Annotated in this window: 17 protein-coding genes and 1 riboswitch; of the genes, 5 read left to right on the top strand and 12 right to left on the bottom strand. The window is 66.0% G+C overall.

The genetic code is table 11. From position 1 onward, the window contains the following. Window positions 1–3: 3 nt before the first annotated feature. The 5 genes from GL284_RS19395 to GL284_RS19415 all read left to right on the top strand — a co-directional run bounded on the left by GL284_RS19395 (window position 4) and on the right by GL284_RS19415 (window position 4079). Window positions 4–714, top strand: coding sequence for an ABC transporter ATP-binding protein (locus GL284_RS19395; protein ID WP_155046141.1), 711 nt, complete (start codon window positions 4–6; stop codon window positions 712–714). Then, on the top strand, window positions 711–1517 hold the full coding sequence (locus tag GL284_RS19400) for an ABC transporter permease (protein ID WP_155046126.1): 807 nt from the start codon (window positions 711–713) through the stop codon (window positions 1515–1517). The genes GL284_RS19395 and GL284_RS19400 overlap by 4 nt, the downstream gene beginning before the upstream one ends. Then, entirely contained in the window at window positions 1514–2104 is a 591-nt protein-coding gene (locus GL284_RS19405) for a hypothetical protein (RefSeq protein ID WP_155046127.1), read from the top strand. Before GL284_RS19400 ends, GL284_RS19405 begins: the two co-directional genes overlap by 4 nt. Beyond that, window positions 2101–2703, top strand: coding sequence for a molybdenum cofactor guanylyltransferase MobA (gene mobA / locus GL284_RS19410; RefSeq protein ID WP_155046128.1), 603 nt, complete (start codon window positions 2101–2103; stop codon window positions 2701–2703). Before GL284_RS19405 ends, mobA begins: the two co-directional genes overlap by 4 nt. A 128-nt stretch (window positions 2704–2831) precedes the next feature. Next, window positions 2832–4079 carry an Nramp family divalent metal transporter gene (locus tag GL284_RS19415; RefSeq protein WP_155046129.1) on the top strand — a complete coding sequence of 416 codons (1248 nt, stop codon included), beginning with the start codon at window positions 2832–2834 and terminating at the stop codon, window positions 4077–4079. A gap of 30 nt (window positions 4080–4109) precedes the next feature. On the opposite strand, the gene GL284_RS19420 is transcribed toward GL284_RS19415, so the two are convergent. The 12 genes from GL284_RS19420 to GL284_RS19475 all read right to left on the bottom strand — a co-directional run bounded on the left by GL284_RS19420 (window position 4110) and on the right by GL284_RS19475 (window position 13760). Then, a complete protein-coding gene (locus GL284_RS19420) occupies window positions 4110–4841 on the bottom strand; it encodes an ABC transporter permease (protein WP_155046130.1) in 732 nt (243 codons plus the stop codon). Beyond that, window positions 4838–5536, bottom strand: a complete 699-nt coding sequence (locus GL284_RS19425) for an ABC transporter ATP-binding protein (RefSeq protein WP_341870510.1) — start codon at window positions 5534–5536, stop codon at window positions 4838–4840. The genes GL284_RS19420 and GL284_RS19425 overlap by 4 nt, the downstream gene beginning before the upstream one ends. Further along, window positions 5533–6195: a thiaminase II gene (gene tenA, locus GL284_RS19430; protein WP_155046132.1), complete on the bottom strand. Its 663-nt coding sequence runs from the start codon at window positions 6193–6195 to the stop codon at window positions 5533–5535. Before tenA ends, GL284_RS19425 begins: the two co-directional genes overlap by 4 nt. Beyond that, on the bottom strand, window positions 6192–7127 hold the full coding sequence (locus GL284_RS19435; RefSeq protein ID WP_155046133.1) for an ABC transporter substrate-binding protein: 936 nt from the start codon (window positions 7125–7127) through the stop codon (window positions 6192–6194). Before GL284_RS19435 ends, tenA begins: the two co-directional genes overlap by 4 nt. Beyond that, on the bottom strand, window positions 7124–8083 hold the full coding sequence (locus GL284_RS19440; protein WP_196216819.1) for a HesA/MoeB/ThiF family protein: 960 nt from the start codon (window positions 8081–8083) through the stop codon (window positions 7124–7126). Before GL284_RS19440 ends, GL284_RS19435 begins: the two co-directional genes overlap by 4 nt. Beyond that, window positions 8080–8676 (bottom strand): thiamine phosphate synthase, encoded by a 597-nt coding sequence (locus GL284_RS19445; protein ID WP_341870511.1) that lies wholly within the window; start codon window positions 8674–8676, stop codon window positions 8080–8082. Before GL284_RS19445 ends, GL284_RS19440 begins: the two co-directional genes overlap by 4 nt. After that, window positions 8673–9437, bottom strand: coding sequence for a thiazole synthase (locus GL284_RS19450; protein ID WP_155046135.1), 765 nt, complete (start codon window positions 9435–9437; stop codon window positions 8673–8675). The genes GL284_RS19445 and GL284_RS19450 overlap by 4 nt, the downstream gene beginning before the upstream one ends. Before the next feature lie 2 nt (window positions 9438–9439). Then, entirely contained in the window at window positions 9440–9634 is a 195-nt protein-coding gene (gene thiS, locus GL284_RS19455; protein ID WP_155046136.1) for a sulfur carrier protein ThiS, read from the bottom strand. Further along, the gene (locus GL284_RS19460) at window positions 9618–10586 is read right to left on the bottom strand and encodes an FAD-dependent oxidoreductase (protein WP_155046137.1); all 969 of its coding nucleotides are present in this window, start codon (window positions 10584–10586) and stop codon (window positions 9618–9620) included. Before GL284_RS19460 ends, thiS begins: the two co-directional genes overlap by 17 nt. After that, window positions 10583–11380: a bifunctional hydroxymethylpyrimidine kinase/phosphomethylpyrimidine kinase gene (gene thiD, locus GL284_RS19465; protein WP_155046138.1), complete on the bottom strand. Its 798-nt coding sequence runs from the start codon at window positions 11378–11380 to the stop codon at window positions 10583–10585. Before thiD ends, GL284_RS19460 begins: the two co-directional genes overlap by 4 nt. A gap of 68 nt (window positions 11381–11448) precedes the next feature. Next, window positions 11449–11553: riboswitch (TPP riboswitch) on the bottom strand. 45 nt (window positions 11554–11598) lie between these two features. Beyond that, window positions 11599–12597: an NAD-dependent epimerase/dehydratase family protein gene (locus GL284_RS19470; RefSeq protein ID WP_155046139.1), complete on the bottom strand. Its 999-nt coding sequence runs from the start codon at window positions 12595–12597 to the stop codon at window positions 11599–11601. Beyond that, window positions 12594–13760, bottom strand: coding sequence for a nucleotide sugar dehydrogenase (locus GL284_RS19475; RefSeq protein WP_155046140.1), 1167 nt, complete (start codon window positions 13758–13760; stop codon window positions 12594–12596). The genes GL284_RS19470 and GL284_RS19475 overlap by 4 nt, the downstream gene beginning before the upstream one ends. Between the last annotated feature and the right edge of the window lie 267 nt (window positions 13761–14027).

Here is a 14027-nt window from a genome sequence, read left to right on the forward strand (position 1 = left end):
GTGATGCAGGCACTTTCGATCCAGAATGTCAGCCACAGCTTTGGCCGGTTTCAGGCCCTGCGGGACGTATCGCTGAACGTGCCGCAGGGCAGCTTCACCGCGCTGCTGGGGGTGAACGGCGCGGGCAAGACCACGCTGTTTTCGCTGATTACACGGCTTTACGACAACACCTCGGGGCGGATCACGGTCGCGGGCCATGATCTGCGCCGCCAGCCGGGCGCGGCTTTGGCGCGGCTGGGCGTGGTGTTTCAGTCCCGCGCGCTGGATGCCGATCTGACCGTGGCGCAAAATCTGGCCTATCACGCGGCGCTGCATGGCATCGGGCGGGCGCAGGCGCGTCTGCGCAGCGCCGAGGTTCTGGCGCTGGTCGGGCTGTCGGACCGGCTGGATGCGCGCGTCTCGGCCCTGTCGGGCGGGCAACAGCGCCGCGCGGAAATCGCCCGCGCCCTGATCCACCGCCCGGACATCCTTCTGCTGGACGAGGCGACGGTCGGCCTTGACGTGAAATCCCGTGCCGAGGTCGTGGCTCTGACCCGCAGCCTGACGGCCCAAGGCGTCTCGGCGTTGTGGGCCACGCATATTCTGGATGAGATCCAGCCGCAGGACGGTCTGGTGATCCTGCACAAGGGGCAGGTGCTGGCCGATGGCCGCGCCGCCGATCTGGGCGCGGACCTGACCGGCGCGTTTCTGCGTCTGACGGGGGAACAGCCATGACGCCGCGCATGTGGCTGACCGCATTCCTTGGCATCGCGCGGCGCGAGACGCTGCGCTTTGTCAATCAGCGCGGGCGGTTCCTTGCGGCGCTGGTGCGACCGCTGGTCTGGCTGTTCATCTTTGCCGCCGGGTTCCGGGCAGTGCTGGGCCTGTCGATCACGCCGCCCTATCAGACCTATGTGCTTTATGAGGTCTATGTCACCCCCGGCCTGTGCGCGATGATCCAGCTGTTCAACGGGATGCAGTCGTCGCTGTCCATGGTCTATGACCGCGAAACCGGGGCCATGCGCACGCTGCTGGTCAGCCCCTTCCCGCGCTGGTTCCTTCTGGCCAGCAAGCTGGTCGCGGGGGTGCTGGTGTCGATCATACAGGTCTATACGTTTCTGGCGATTGCGTGGTTCTGGGATGTGCGCCCGCCCATGGGGGGCTATCTGACGCTGCTGCCGGCGCTGTTCCTGTCGGGGCTGATGCTGGGGGCGATGGGGCTGTTCATCTCATCCGCGATCCGCCAGCTTGAGAATTTCGCGGGCGTGATGAACTTCGTCATCTTCCCGATGTTCTTTGCCTCGACCGCGCTTTACCCGCTGTGGCGGATGCGCGAAAGCTCGGTCCTGCTGCACCAGATCTGCGCCATCAACCCGTTCAGCCATGCGGTCGAGCTGATCCGGTTCGCGCTTTACCAGCGGTTCGATCCTTTGTCCTTCTGTGTGGTGTCGGGCTGCCTGATCCTGTTCTTTGCAGCGGCCGTATTCATGTATGATCCGGCCAAGGGCCTGTGGGCCCGACGAAAGGGGGGAGCATGAAATACCTGATCTTGGCGCTGTGCCTGTCGGCGGGCGCGGCACAGGCGGCCAGCAGCATCGACCCGGACTGGCCCTGTATCCAGCGCAAGCAGCCGCATCTGTCGCTGGGGCAGATGTGGTCCGGCCCGCAGCCAGACGACGCGATCAACGCCCTGGCCCAGACGCCCGATATCGGCAGGCTGGCCGACCGGCTGGAGCAGCGCCGCCTGCCCATTGAACAGGCCAGCGCGGAAATCGCCGAATATGCCAGAACGGCGGACAATCAGCAGCTGACTGCCCTGATGGTGGCCATTTTCGACCGCATCGACCCCAATCGCGCGGCATTGGTCGGCGGCATCGCCCGGTACGGCCACAAGCAGGTGGACCTTGCCGCCCGGATCGAAGAGCATCGCAAGGTGATGGCAAACCTTGAAAAAGCCGAGAAACCGGACTTCGATGCCATTGACGAGGCCGAAAAGGAACTGGACTGGGACATGCGTATCTTTCAGGACCGCCAGCAGGCGCTGACCTATGTCTGCGAAACGCCGGTCATTCTTGAACAACGCCTTTTCGCGCTGTCGCGGGCGATTCAGGCCGGGCTGAAATGAAGCGCCCGCCCGCCGTCATCCTTGCCGGAGGTCTGTCGACGCGCATGGGCGGCGGCAACAAGGCGCTGCGGATGCTGGCGGGCGAAACGCTGCTGACCCGCGTGATCCAGCGGTTGCGTCCGCAATGCGCCGCGCTGGCGATCAATGCCAACGGCGATGCCGAACAATTCGACACCTATGACCTGCCGGTGATCGCGGACGGGTTTTCCGGCTTTGCCGGGCCGCTGGCGGGCGTGCTGGCGGGCATGGAATGGGCGGCCTCGCTGGGGGCGGATGCGGTGGTCAGTTGCAGCGTCGACACGCCCTTCGTCCCCGAGGATCTGGTCCACCGCCTGCGCGAGGCCACGGGCCGCACCGGCATCGCCATCGCGGCCAGCCCCGACGACAGCGGGCGGCTGCGCGATCATCCGACCTGCGGCCTGTGGCCCGTGGCGCTTCAGCCCGATCTGCGCGATGCGCTGGAATCGGGACTGCACCGCATCGGGCAATTCGCGGCGTCCTATAACCCGGGCCGCGCGGTTTTCGACAGCCGCCCGCGGGATCCTTTCATGAATCTGAATACTCCCGAGGACTTGGCGCAGGCCGCCCGTCTGGTCTGACGTTAGGTCAACTTGCGTAAAAGGCTTTGCCTGCGCGGCCTCGCACCCTAAACAGCCCGGTATGGCAGAGCCTTTGCGACTTGCCGCTTGGGGGACGCACAAACTGAAATAAAAAAGGAGGAGGCGGGATGAGCAATCAGCAAGCCGAACCGAAGTGGAGCCTTGTCGGCCCCGGTCTGGTCGTGGCTGCAACCGGCGTGGGTGCGGCGGATCTGATCGCGACGACGGTGGCAGGCAGCAAATACGGCTATGCGCTGCTGTGGTCCGTCATTGCGGGCTGTATCATGAAGGTCATTCTGGTCGAAGGTGCGGGCCGTTACAGCCTTGCCACCGGAAATACCATCTTCGAGGGCTGGAGCAGTCTTGGCCGTTGGACGCATTGGTATTTCGGCCCTTACATCGTGATCTGGGGCTTCGTCTATGGGGCCGCCGCGATGGCCGGGACAGGATTGGCGCTGTATTCGCTGTTCCCGTTCCTCAGCGTTGCGGCATGGGGCATCCTGTCGGGCCTTGCGGGCGCGGCGCTGGTGTGGTCGGGCCGCTATGACCTGTTCGAGAAGGTTCTGACCGGCATGGTCATCCTGATGTTCATCACCATGGTCATCGCCGCTGCCCTGACCCTGCCGAACATCCCCGAAATCATGACGGGCCTTGTGCCGCATATTCCGGAAGGCGCGCTGATCAACGTGCTCAGCGTCGCGGGCGGCGTCGGCGGGACGATCACGCTGGCTGCCTATGGCTATTGGCTGCGGGAAAAGGGCTGGACCACGCCGCGCTTCATGCGCGTCATGCGGCTGGACAACGGCATCGCCTATGCCGTCACCGGGATTTTCGTCGTGGCGACGCTGATCGTCGGGGCCGAGCTTCTGTATTCGGCGGGCATCGCCATCGGCTCGGGCGATCAGGGCATGGTCGATCTGGCGGGCGTGCTGGGCGATCGCTATGGCACATGGATGTCGAAGCTGTTCCTGGTCGGGTTCTGGGCCGCGTCGATGTCGTCTCTGGTCGGAGTGTGGAACGGCGTCAGCCTGATGTTTGCTGACTTCCTTGGCCATGTGCAGGGCAAGCCGCATGACGATCCCGACCGAATGTCGGGGGGACGCTATTACAAGTTCTATATCTTCTGGCTGACCTTCCCGCCGATGATCATGCTGTTTCTGGGCCGCCCGGTCTATCTGATCCTGGCCTATGGCGTTCTGGGATCGCTGTTCATGCCCTTCATGGCGGTGACGCTGCTGTGGATCCTGAACACGGACCGCGTGCCCGCGGAATGGCGCAACAAGCTGTTCACGAACATCATGCTGGTCCTGTGCGCGCTGGCCTTCATCGCGCTGGCCTTGAATGAGCTTTACACCCGCCTGTCGGGCCTGTTCTGACGCCTTGGCGCCCCGGTTCAGGCCGGGGCGTCACACCCCATATCGGCGCCAGATCCGCGCCACCGCCCGTGCGACAAGCTGGGCAAAGATCACCGTCATCACCGACAGGACCAGCAGCGCGGCAAAGACCAGATCGGTCTTCATTCGGCCATTGGCATGGATCATCAACGCGCCCAGTCCGCGCGCGCCGCCGACCCATTCGCCGATCACCGCGCCGATGGGCGCATAGACCGCCGCCAGCCGCAGCCCCGTGGCCAGCGACGGCAGCGCCGCAGGAATGCGCAGGTGGCGCATGATCCGCAGCCGCGACGATCCCATGACCTGCGCCAGATCCAGCGCGGCCTGTGGCGTGCGGCTCAGCCCGTCGTGAAAGGCGCTGGCCACCGGAAAGAACACGATCAGCATGGTCATCGCGATCTTGGGCGCCATGTCGAAGCCCAGCCACAAGGTCAGGATCGGGGCCAGCGCAAAGACCGGGATCGTCTGACTGAAGGTCAGGATTGGCCGCAGCACGCCGGTCAGCCGGGCCGAGAAACCCATCGCTACAGCCAGCGCCGCGCCAAGCGCCGCACCCAGCCCGAAGCCCAGCACCACCTCGGTCAGGGTATAGCCGGCATGGCGCGCGATCTCGGCGCGGTTCAGCCACAGCGCTTCAGCCACCGCCGCGGGCGAGGGCAGCAGGAAACGCGGCATATCACCCAGCCAGATGATGCCCTGCCACAGCGCCAGCACCGTCAAGATCAGAACCGGCACGGTTTTCATGCCATCATCCCCCGCATCAGATCGGCTTGCAGCGCCAGAACCTCGGGCGCGTCGAAGGGGCGGGCTGCGTCCGGCGCGCGCGGAGCCGGGGCATCCCACGCCGTCAGCCCGGTTTCGTGCAGCAGCAGGATGCGGTCGCCCAGACGTGCGGCCTCGGGCGGGTCATGCGTGACCAGCAGGACGGTGCGACCCGCCAGCAGCCGCGCCGACAGATCCTGCATCTGCGCCCGCGTCCGGGCATCCAGCGCCGAGAACGGCTCATCCAGCAGAACCACCGGGCGGTCCTCATACAGCGTGCGGGCCAGTGCGACGCGCTGGCGTTGGCCGCCCGACAGGTTCGCAGGCAGATAGGTCGCGCGATCCGCCAGTCCGACGGCAGCGATCAGGTCCAGCGCGTGGGCCTGATCCACCGCCTGACCGCGCAGTCTTGCGCCCAGCGTGACATTGCCCAGCACATCCAGCCATCCGATCAGCCCGGCATCCTGCGCCATCAGCGCCACGGGATCGGCGCGCGTCACCTGACCCTGAAAGCGCACGCCGGTTTCCAGCCCCGCGATCAGCCGCAGGATCGTCGATTTGCCGACGCCCGAGGGGCCCAGCAGACAGGTCCAGCCGCCCGGAAGCAGCACCAGATCGACCGGCGCGAACAGCACCTGATCGCCGACCCATGCCTGTCCGCGCAGCGAAACCGTCACCGCCCCAGTTCCCAGAACGCGGCCTCCAGCCGGGTCGCGGTGGCGAAGCGATCGACCAGCGCCTGCCAGCGCGGGCTGGATTGCGGATCATCGCCCAGACGCTTGGCGATGGCGCTGTCCAGAAGCGCGCCCGCCTTGACGCAGGCATCCTGATATTCCGCGCCGCCATAGGTGTCGATCCATGGGCGATAGGGCGTATCGCCCGCCTCGCGCGCAAGCCGGGCGCCGATTTCGCCATAGCCCAGCACGCAGGGCATCAAGGCGGACAGCAGGTCCAGAAAATCGCCCTGCACCCCGGCATCCATGACATAGCGCGTATAGGCGATATTGGTGACCGCCTCGGGCGTGCGGGTCATGTGCTCCACGTCGATGCCCGCCGCCGCGCAGGTCATGATATGCAGCGACATCTCATGATCCAGCAGCGTGTGGACGGTGGCAGAACAGGCGCGCATTTCCTCAAGATCGCCCGCCTTCACCACGGCCAAGGCCCATGCGCGGGAAAACTGGATCAGGAACAGATAATCCTGCACCAGATAATTCAGAAAGGCCGGTTGCGGCAGCGTGCCATCGCCAAGACCGCGCACGAAATCATGGCGCACATAGGCGTCCCAGTCGGGGGCGGCGGCGCGCATCAGCGGGAAGGTCGCGCCGTAGCTCATTCTACCCCCACGTCGATGGCCAGATCGCTGACCGGCAGCATCTCGGGGACAAGGCCCGCATCCTTCAGAAACGCCTCGAACCGGGCATAGCGGCCCTGATCCAGCGCGGCGGGGCTTTGCGAAAAGCGGGGCAGGGTGTCTTTCCACGCCGCGGCGTTCAGTTCGTCCTGAAGATCCGGCGCGGTGCCGGAAAACAGCGTCCAGGATTCATCGGGATGGTTGACCATATATTGCGCGCCGCGTTCGACGGCGTGCAGGAACCGGCGGGTGCGGTCCACGTCCATCCGGTCGGGATTGGCGACAAAGATCAGCTCGTCATAGGTCGGCACACCCTGTTCCTCGACGAAGAAGCAGCGGCCTTGCGCGCCTTCCAGCCGCATCTGGGTCAGCTCGAAATTGCGATAGGCGCCGATGGTGGCGTCCACCTGTCCCGCGATCAGCGCGGGCGACAGCGACCAGTTGACGTTGACCATCTGCACATCGTCCATGGTCAGACCGGCGGTTTTCAGGATCGCGCCGACCAAGGCATCCTCGACCCCCGAGACGGAATAGCCGATCTTCTTGCCCTTCAGGTCGGCGATGGTCTGCGGACCGTCGGCCTTGACCATCAGGCAGTTCAGCGGCGTGGCAATCAGCGTGCCGACGCGCTTCAGCGGCAGTCCCTCATGCACCTGCAGATGCAGTTGCGGCTGATAGCTGATGGCGTAATCGGCGCGTCCCGCGGCGACCAGCTTGGGCGGATCGGCGGGATCGGCGGGGGCCACCACCTCGACCTCAAGGCCCGCATCGGCGAAAAAGCCCTTTTCCTGCGCGATGATGATCGGCGCGTGGTCCGGGTTCACGAACCAGTCCAGCATCAGGGTCACTTTGTCCAAGGCCAGCGCGGGGGTTGCGATCAGCGCCAGCAGCGCGGCGGGGATCAGGTGTTTCATTCGGGCTCTCCCATAGCCAGAAGGGTGATTTCGCCCGGCCAGCGGCGGGCAAGTCGATCGGCGGCGCGCCATGACCGCAGCCCCGAGCGGCAGGCCAGAACGACGCGCTGGCCGTCTGCGGGCAGCGGGCCGGTATCGCCATAACCGGGGATGCGCAGGGCATCGGGCGTGGCGGTCTGCGGGGCCTCGGTGTCGGGACGCAGGTCGATGACCAGATCGCTGTCGCGGATCTGGTCCAGCGCGATGAAGCGCGGCCCCGGCGTTTCCGGGGCGGTGTCAAAGCGGAATTGTGTCAGGCGGCCATGGTCCAGCCGCGTCATCTGCCCCAGAGGCGAGGGGGCGATGCCAAGGATCACCCCCAGCGCCATCTGCGCCTGCATCGCGCCCAGCATGCCCACCACCGGCCCCAGCACGCCTGCCGTGGCGCAGGTCTGGCCGCTGTCGGGGGCGTCGGGAAACACGGCGCGCAGGCTGGGCGCGCCGCCGCAGAACCCGCCGACATAGCCCGAAAGCCCCAGCGCCGAGGCCGAGATCAGCGGCCGCCCCAGTGCCAGACAGGCATCCGACAGCGTATAGCTGGCCGCATAGCTGTCGGCGCAATCCAGCACCAGATCGGCGGCGCGCACCAGTTCGGGGGCATTGGCGGGCGTCAGCCTCGCTTGAAGCGGCGTGACGGCCACGGCGGGGTCCAGCCGCGCCACGGCTTGCGCTGCGGCCTGAACCTTGGGCTGGCCGATATCCGCCATGCCATAGATCGGCTGGCGGTGCAGGTTGCTTTCCGCGACCGTATCGGCGTCGATCAGCGTGATTTGCCCGATGCCCGCGCCCGCCAGATATTGCAGCGCGGGCACGCCCAGACCGCCTGCGCCGACGATCAGCACATGCGCGGCTAAGATGCGGTCCTGACCCGCAGCCCCGACCTCGGGCAGCACCATCTGGCGGGCATAGCGGTTCATGCCGCGACCCGCAGCCATTCGCGGATGCGGCCTTCGGGATCGGCGTTCAGCGTGATGTCGGTGACGGCAGAGGCCACATCCGCGCCCGCCGCAAAGGCCTCGGTGGCACGCTCGGGCGTCACGCCGCCGATGGCGACCAGTGGGATCGAACCCGTCAGCTTGCGCCATTCGGTCACGCGCTCCAGCCCCTGCTGATCCCATTTCATCTGTTTCAGGATCGTCGGCCAGACCGGCCCCAGCGCGATATAGTCGGGCCGCAGGGCCAGCGCGCGGTCCAGTTCGGCATGGTCATGGGTCGAAACGCCCAGCCGGATCCCGGCGCGGCGGATGGCGGGCAGATCGGCAGTGTCCAGATCCTCCTGCCCCAGATGGATGAAATCGCAGCCAAGCTGGATCGCCTCGCGCCAATGGTCGTTCACCACCAGCGTCGCGCCATGTTCGCGGCACAGCTCGCGCGCCAGCGCCAGTTCGCCCAGCAATCTGGCCGGAGCCTGATCCTTGATGCGGATCTGCACCAGCTTGACGCCCAGGGGCAGGGCGCGCCGCAGCCATGCGGCATTGTCGAAGATCGGATAGAACCGGGGAAGTTTCACGAAAGGACCGCCATTCCGAATAAAGGGGTCGAGGGCGCGGCCATATCGCGCGCCTCGATGGGATTTGCCGCATGGGCCAATTGGCCCGCCTCGATGGCCAAGGCCATCGCGCGCGCCATGCCGACCGGATCGCCTGCCTTGGCGACGGCGGTGTTCAAAAGCACGGCGTCATAGCCCAGTTCCATCGCCTGCGCGGCGTGGCTGGGCAGGCCGATGCCCGCATCGACGACCAGAGGCACATCGCGGAAATGCGCGCGCAGGCTGCGCAGCCCATACGGATTGTTCAGCCCCCGCCCCGAGCCGATGGGCGCCCCCCAGGGCATCAGCACCTGACAGCCGGCATCCAGCAGCCGGCCGCAGACCGACAGATCCTCGGTGCAATAGGGAAAGACCTGAAATCCGTCGTCGGACAGGATGCGCGCGGCCTCGATCAGGGCGACGACATCGGGGCACAGCGTGTCATCGTCGCGGATGACTTCCAGCTTGATCCATGGCGTGTCGAACAGCTCGCGCGCCATCTGGGCGGTGGTCACGGCCTCGCGCACGGAATGGCACCCGGCGGTATTGGGCAGGATCGGCAGGTTCAGGTCGCGGATCAGCGCATGGAAATCCTGCCCCGCCCCCGCCTCGCGGCGCAGGCTGACGGTGACGATGCCCGCCCCGCTGGCCGCAAAGGCATCCGCCATGATCCGGGGCGAGGGATAAAGCGCCGTGCCCAGCATCAGCGGGCTGTCGACATGGGTTCCGTAGAATTCCGGCATGCTCAGCCCCCCTGCATCGGCGAGACGACTTCCAGCACATCGCCATCGCTCAGCGCCCTGTCGCGCTGCGCCAAGGGCAGGAAGGATCCGTTCAGCGCCGTGGCGACGCGCGCCTCGGCCAGACCGATTTCGTGCAGCACGTCCTGAACGCTGGGACCGGCCAGATCGCGCGGCTCTCCGTTAAGGGTGATCTTCATCCATGAACTCCGGTCTGGTCCCAAGGGTGATGTGGTCGGCCGCCATCCGGGCCACGGCGGGGGCCAGAAGATAGCCGTGGCGGTAAAGGCCGTTTGCATAAAGCGTGTTTCCCCGGCGGCGCAGGCGCGGCAGATTGTCGGGAAAGGCGGGGCGGGCATCGGCGCCAAGCTCAAGGATCTCGGCCTCGGCAAACGCCGGATGCAGCGCATAGGCCGAGGAGAGCAGTTCCACCGCCGCCCGCGCCGTGACGCGGGTTTTCGCACCGGATTCCAGCATGGTCGCGCCCAACATATAGATGCCGTCGCCACGCGGCACGATATACAGCGGGATGCGCGGATGCAGCAGGCGGATGGTGCGGGACAGCTGGACCTCGGGGCAGCGGATCACCATCATCTCGCCCCGGACGCCGCGCAGATCGGGCAGGGCGTCACGGGCCGCAAGACCTCGCGCGTCAATGGTCAGGCCGCCATCGGGCGCGCCTTGGCTTTCCACCGGCGGCAGACGGTCGCGCAACGCGGCCAGCGCCTGACGCGGGTTCAGATGACCTTCGGTGTCGTAAAACAGCCCGCGCGGGATGCGTTGGCCCAGATCCGGCTCCAGCGTCTCGATCTGGGAGGCGGTGACGGGGCGATGCGCGTCGGTCATGCGGGCGAAGCGGTCCAGCTCGGCCCGGTCGCGCGACATGGCCAGAACCAGCGTGCCGCGATGCGTCACCTGCGCGCCATGCCCCTGCCACCACGCGGCGGCATCATGGCCTAGGCGCACGACCGCAGGCTCGGCGCTTTCGCTTTCGCAATGCGGGGCCAGCATGCCGCCCGCCCACCACGAACAACCATGCGGGCCGGGGCCGCCATTCGGATCGATGATGCGCGGCGTGATGCCGCGATCCGTCAGTTCCGCCGCGATCGACAGGCCAAGAACCCCCGCGCCAAGGATGGTGATCGGGGTCATTCCCAGACCTCGTGGAAATGATGCACCGGGCCGTGGCCATGGCCGACGCCCAGACGGTCGGCGGCGGTGATGGCGCCTTGCAGCCAGCCATGCGCGCGGCTGATCGCCTGAGGCACCGGCAGCCCCGCGGCCAGCCCCGCCGCAATGGCCGCCGACAGCGAACAGCCCGTGCCATGGGTGTTTTTGGTGCCGTGGCGCGGCGCGGTCAGCGTCAGGGGCTGCGGCCCGACCAGCAGATCGACACAGATATCGCCCGCCGCGTGCCCGCCCTTCATCAGCACATGCGTCGGACCCAAGGCCCTCAGCGCCACCGCCTGCCCGGTCATCTGCCGGGGTGTTTCGGCGGGATGCGTGCCCAGCAGCCGCGCGGCCTCGGGCAGGTTCGGAGTCAGGATGGTGGCCAGCGGCAGCAGATGGTCGCGCAGCGCGTCCACCGCGTCATCGGGCAGCAGCGCATCGCCAGATTTCGCGACCATCACCGGGTCCAGCACGATGGGGATGCTGGTCCCCTTTAACCGCGCGGCAACCGCTGTGATCACATCCGAGCCGCCCAGCATGCCGATCTTGATCGCGCCCACGTCCAGATCGTCGAAAACCGCATCCATCTGCGCCACGACCATATCCGGCGACAGCGGCTGGACCGCTGTCACGGCCCGGGTATTCTGCGCGGTAATGGCTGTGATCACAGAGGCGCCATAGACCTGAAGCGCGGAAAACGCCTTCAGATCGGCTTGGATTCCCGCCCCTCCGCCGCTGTCCGAGCCGGCGATGGTCAAGGCAATGGGATATGGCATGGCCCGCCTTTCGTGGTCATCGGCCATCCGACATCAGGGGGATATGCACGCGCAGCTTGCCGGGAAAGGCCTGCGGCTCTACCCTTCCCTACGCCGGTATGAGCCGGATCAGGTTCGATGGGTCGGCGCCCGGCGCCTCTCAGCCCCGTTGCGGGGCCCCCCAAGTGTAGAAATCAGTGCCCATTAGCCTATGCATCCGGCAGCGCGGGCGCAAGGGGTCAGCCGTAATAGCTGCGGAACCACCGGACATAGGCGGCAACGCCGTCGTGCACCTGCGTCTGGGGCGCGTATCCCGTGAGGCGGCGCAGCAGCGTGGTGTCGGCCCATGTCGCAGGCACGTCGCCGGGCTGCATCGGCATCAGGTTGCGGATGGCGGTGCGGCCGGTCGCGGCCTCGATCGCGGCGATGAACTCCAGCAGTTCGACCGGGCTGCCATTGCCGATATTGACCACGCGATGCGGCGCGACAGGGGACAGGCTGTCTTCGGGACCGACCGGCGCATCGCCCGGAACCGCGTCGATCAGCAGGCGGATCGCGCGGACCAGATCGGTGACGAAGGTAAAGTCCCGCCGCATGTCGCCGTGATTGAAAACCTTGATCGGCTGGCCCTGAAGGATGGCGCTGGTGAACAGCCACGGCGCCATGTCCGGACGTCCCCACGGCCCGTAAACCGTGAAAAAGCGAAACATCGTCATCGGCAGGCCGAACAGATGGGCATAGCTGTGGGCCATCGCCTCGGTCGATTTTTTCGACGCTGCATAGAACGACATCTGCGCATCGGCCTTGTCGGTTTCGCGGTAAGGCATCTGCGTGTTCGCCCCATATGCCGAGCTGGTCGAGGCCAGCAGCATATGCCGGGGCGGATGGGCGCGCGCCGCCTCAAGCAGTTCAAACGTGCCGGTGATGTTCGAGGCCAGATAGGCGCGGGGATTGTCGATGGAATGACGCACGCCCGCCTGTGCCGCCAGATGCACGACGATTTCGGGGCGATGCGTGGCAAAGGCTTCGGCCAGAACGCCCGGATCCTCGATACGGGCGCGCAGCGGGGTAAAGCCGGGATGCGCCGTCAGCCGTGCCTCGCGCGCGGCTTTCAGGGCGGGGTCGTAATAAGGGTCATGCGCGTCCAGCCCCAGCACCTGCGCGCCTTCGGCCAGCAGCAATTCGGCAAGGTGATAGCCGATGAAGCCCGCGGATCCGGTAATCAGCACACGCATCAGTCGATCCCGAACAGGTCGCGGGTATAGACCTTGTCGCGCACGTCTTCCAGGTCCGGCGTGATGCGGTTCGCGATGATCAGGTCGGCGCGGTCCTTGAATTCGGCCAGATCGCGCAGCACGGGGCTGTTGAAGAAATGGTCCTCCGGCAGGACGGGTTCATAGACGATGCAGGGAATGCCCTTGGCCTTGATCCGCTTCATGATGCCCTGGATCGAGCTGTCGCGGAAATTGTCCGACCCCGCCTTCATCACCAGCCGGTGCACGCCGACAAGCCGGGGCTGCCGCGCGATGATCTGGTCGGCGATGTAATCCTTGCGGGTGCGGTTGCTGTCGACCACCGCCGCAATCAGGTTCTGCGGCACCTGATCGTAATTCGCCAGCAGCTGCTTGGTATCCTTGGGCAGGCAATAGCCGCCATAGCCGAAGCTGGGATTGTTGTAGTGATCGCCGATGCGCGGATCCAGACTGACGCCCTGAATGATTTCTCGCGTGTTCAGGCCGCGCGACATGGCATAGCTGTCCAGTTCGTTGAAATAGGCGACGCGCAGCGCAAGATAGGTGTTCGAGAACAGCTTGATCGCCTCGGCTTCGACCGGGCCGGTGAAAAGGACCGGCATGTCCTTGCGGATCGCCCCCGCGACCAGCAGATCGGCGAATTTCTGCGCGGCGGGGCCGTGATCGCCGACGACGATGCGCGAGGGATGCAGGTTGTCGTAAAGCGCGCGGCCTTCGCGCAGGAATTCCGGCGAAAAGATGATGCCGTCATAGCCGGTATCCGCGCGCATCTGCGTGACAAAGCCCACGGGCACGGTGGATTTCACCACGATCGTCGCGTCGGGCGCATGGGTGCGGGCCAGCGCGATGATCTTTTCGACGCTGGACGTGTCAAAGTGATGCGTGCGCGTGTCGTAATTCGTGGGCGTCGCCACGATGACGAATTCCGCGCCTTGCAGCGCCTCGGCCGGGTCGGTCGTGGCGGAAAGCTGCAAGGGCTTTTCGGCCAGCCATGTGGTGATGTCGGCGTCCTCGATGGGCGATCTGCGGGCGTTGACCGCCGCGACCCGCGCGGCATTGATGTCCAGCGCCACGACCTTGTCGGATTGCGCCAGAAGCACGGCGATCGACATCCCGACGTAACCCAGCCCCGCTATTGCGATCTTCATCTGCGGCATCCGCTTTTGTTCTGCATCAGCCCTAGCATGGCGAAGGCCGCGACAGAAAGGGGCCGCGTGGGATTGCTTGCATCTGGTATACCAAGATGCCATTCATGACCGGAATTGCAAAAAAGGGAGAAGCACGATGACATTCACCCCTCACGGCAAGCACCTGATTGCGGGCGCCTGGGTTTCGTCCGGATCGCATTTTGCGTCCGAGCCTGCGCATGGTCCGTCGCACCAGTTCAGCACCGGCACGGTCGATCTTGTGGCCGA

This window comes from Paracoccus shanxieyensis (assembly GCF_009711265.1).
Lineage (GTDB): Bacteria > Pseudomonadota > Alphaproteobacteria > Rhodobacterales > Rhodobacteraceae > Paracoccus > Paracoccus shanxieyensis.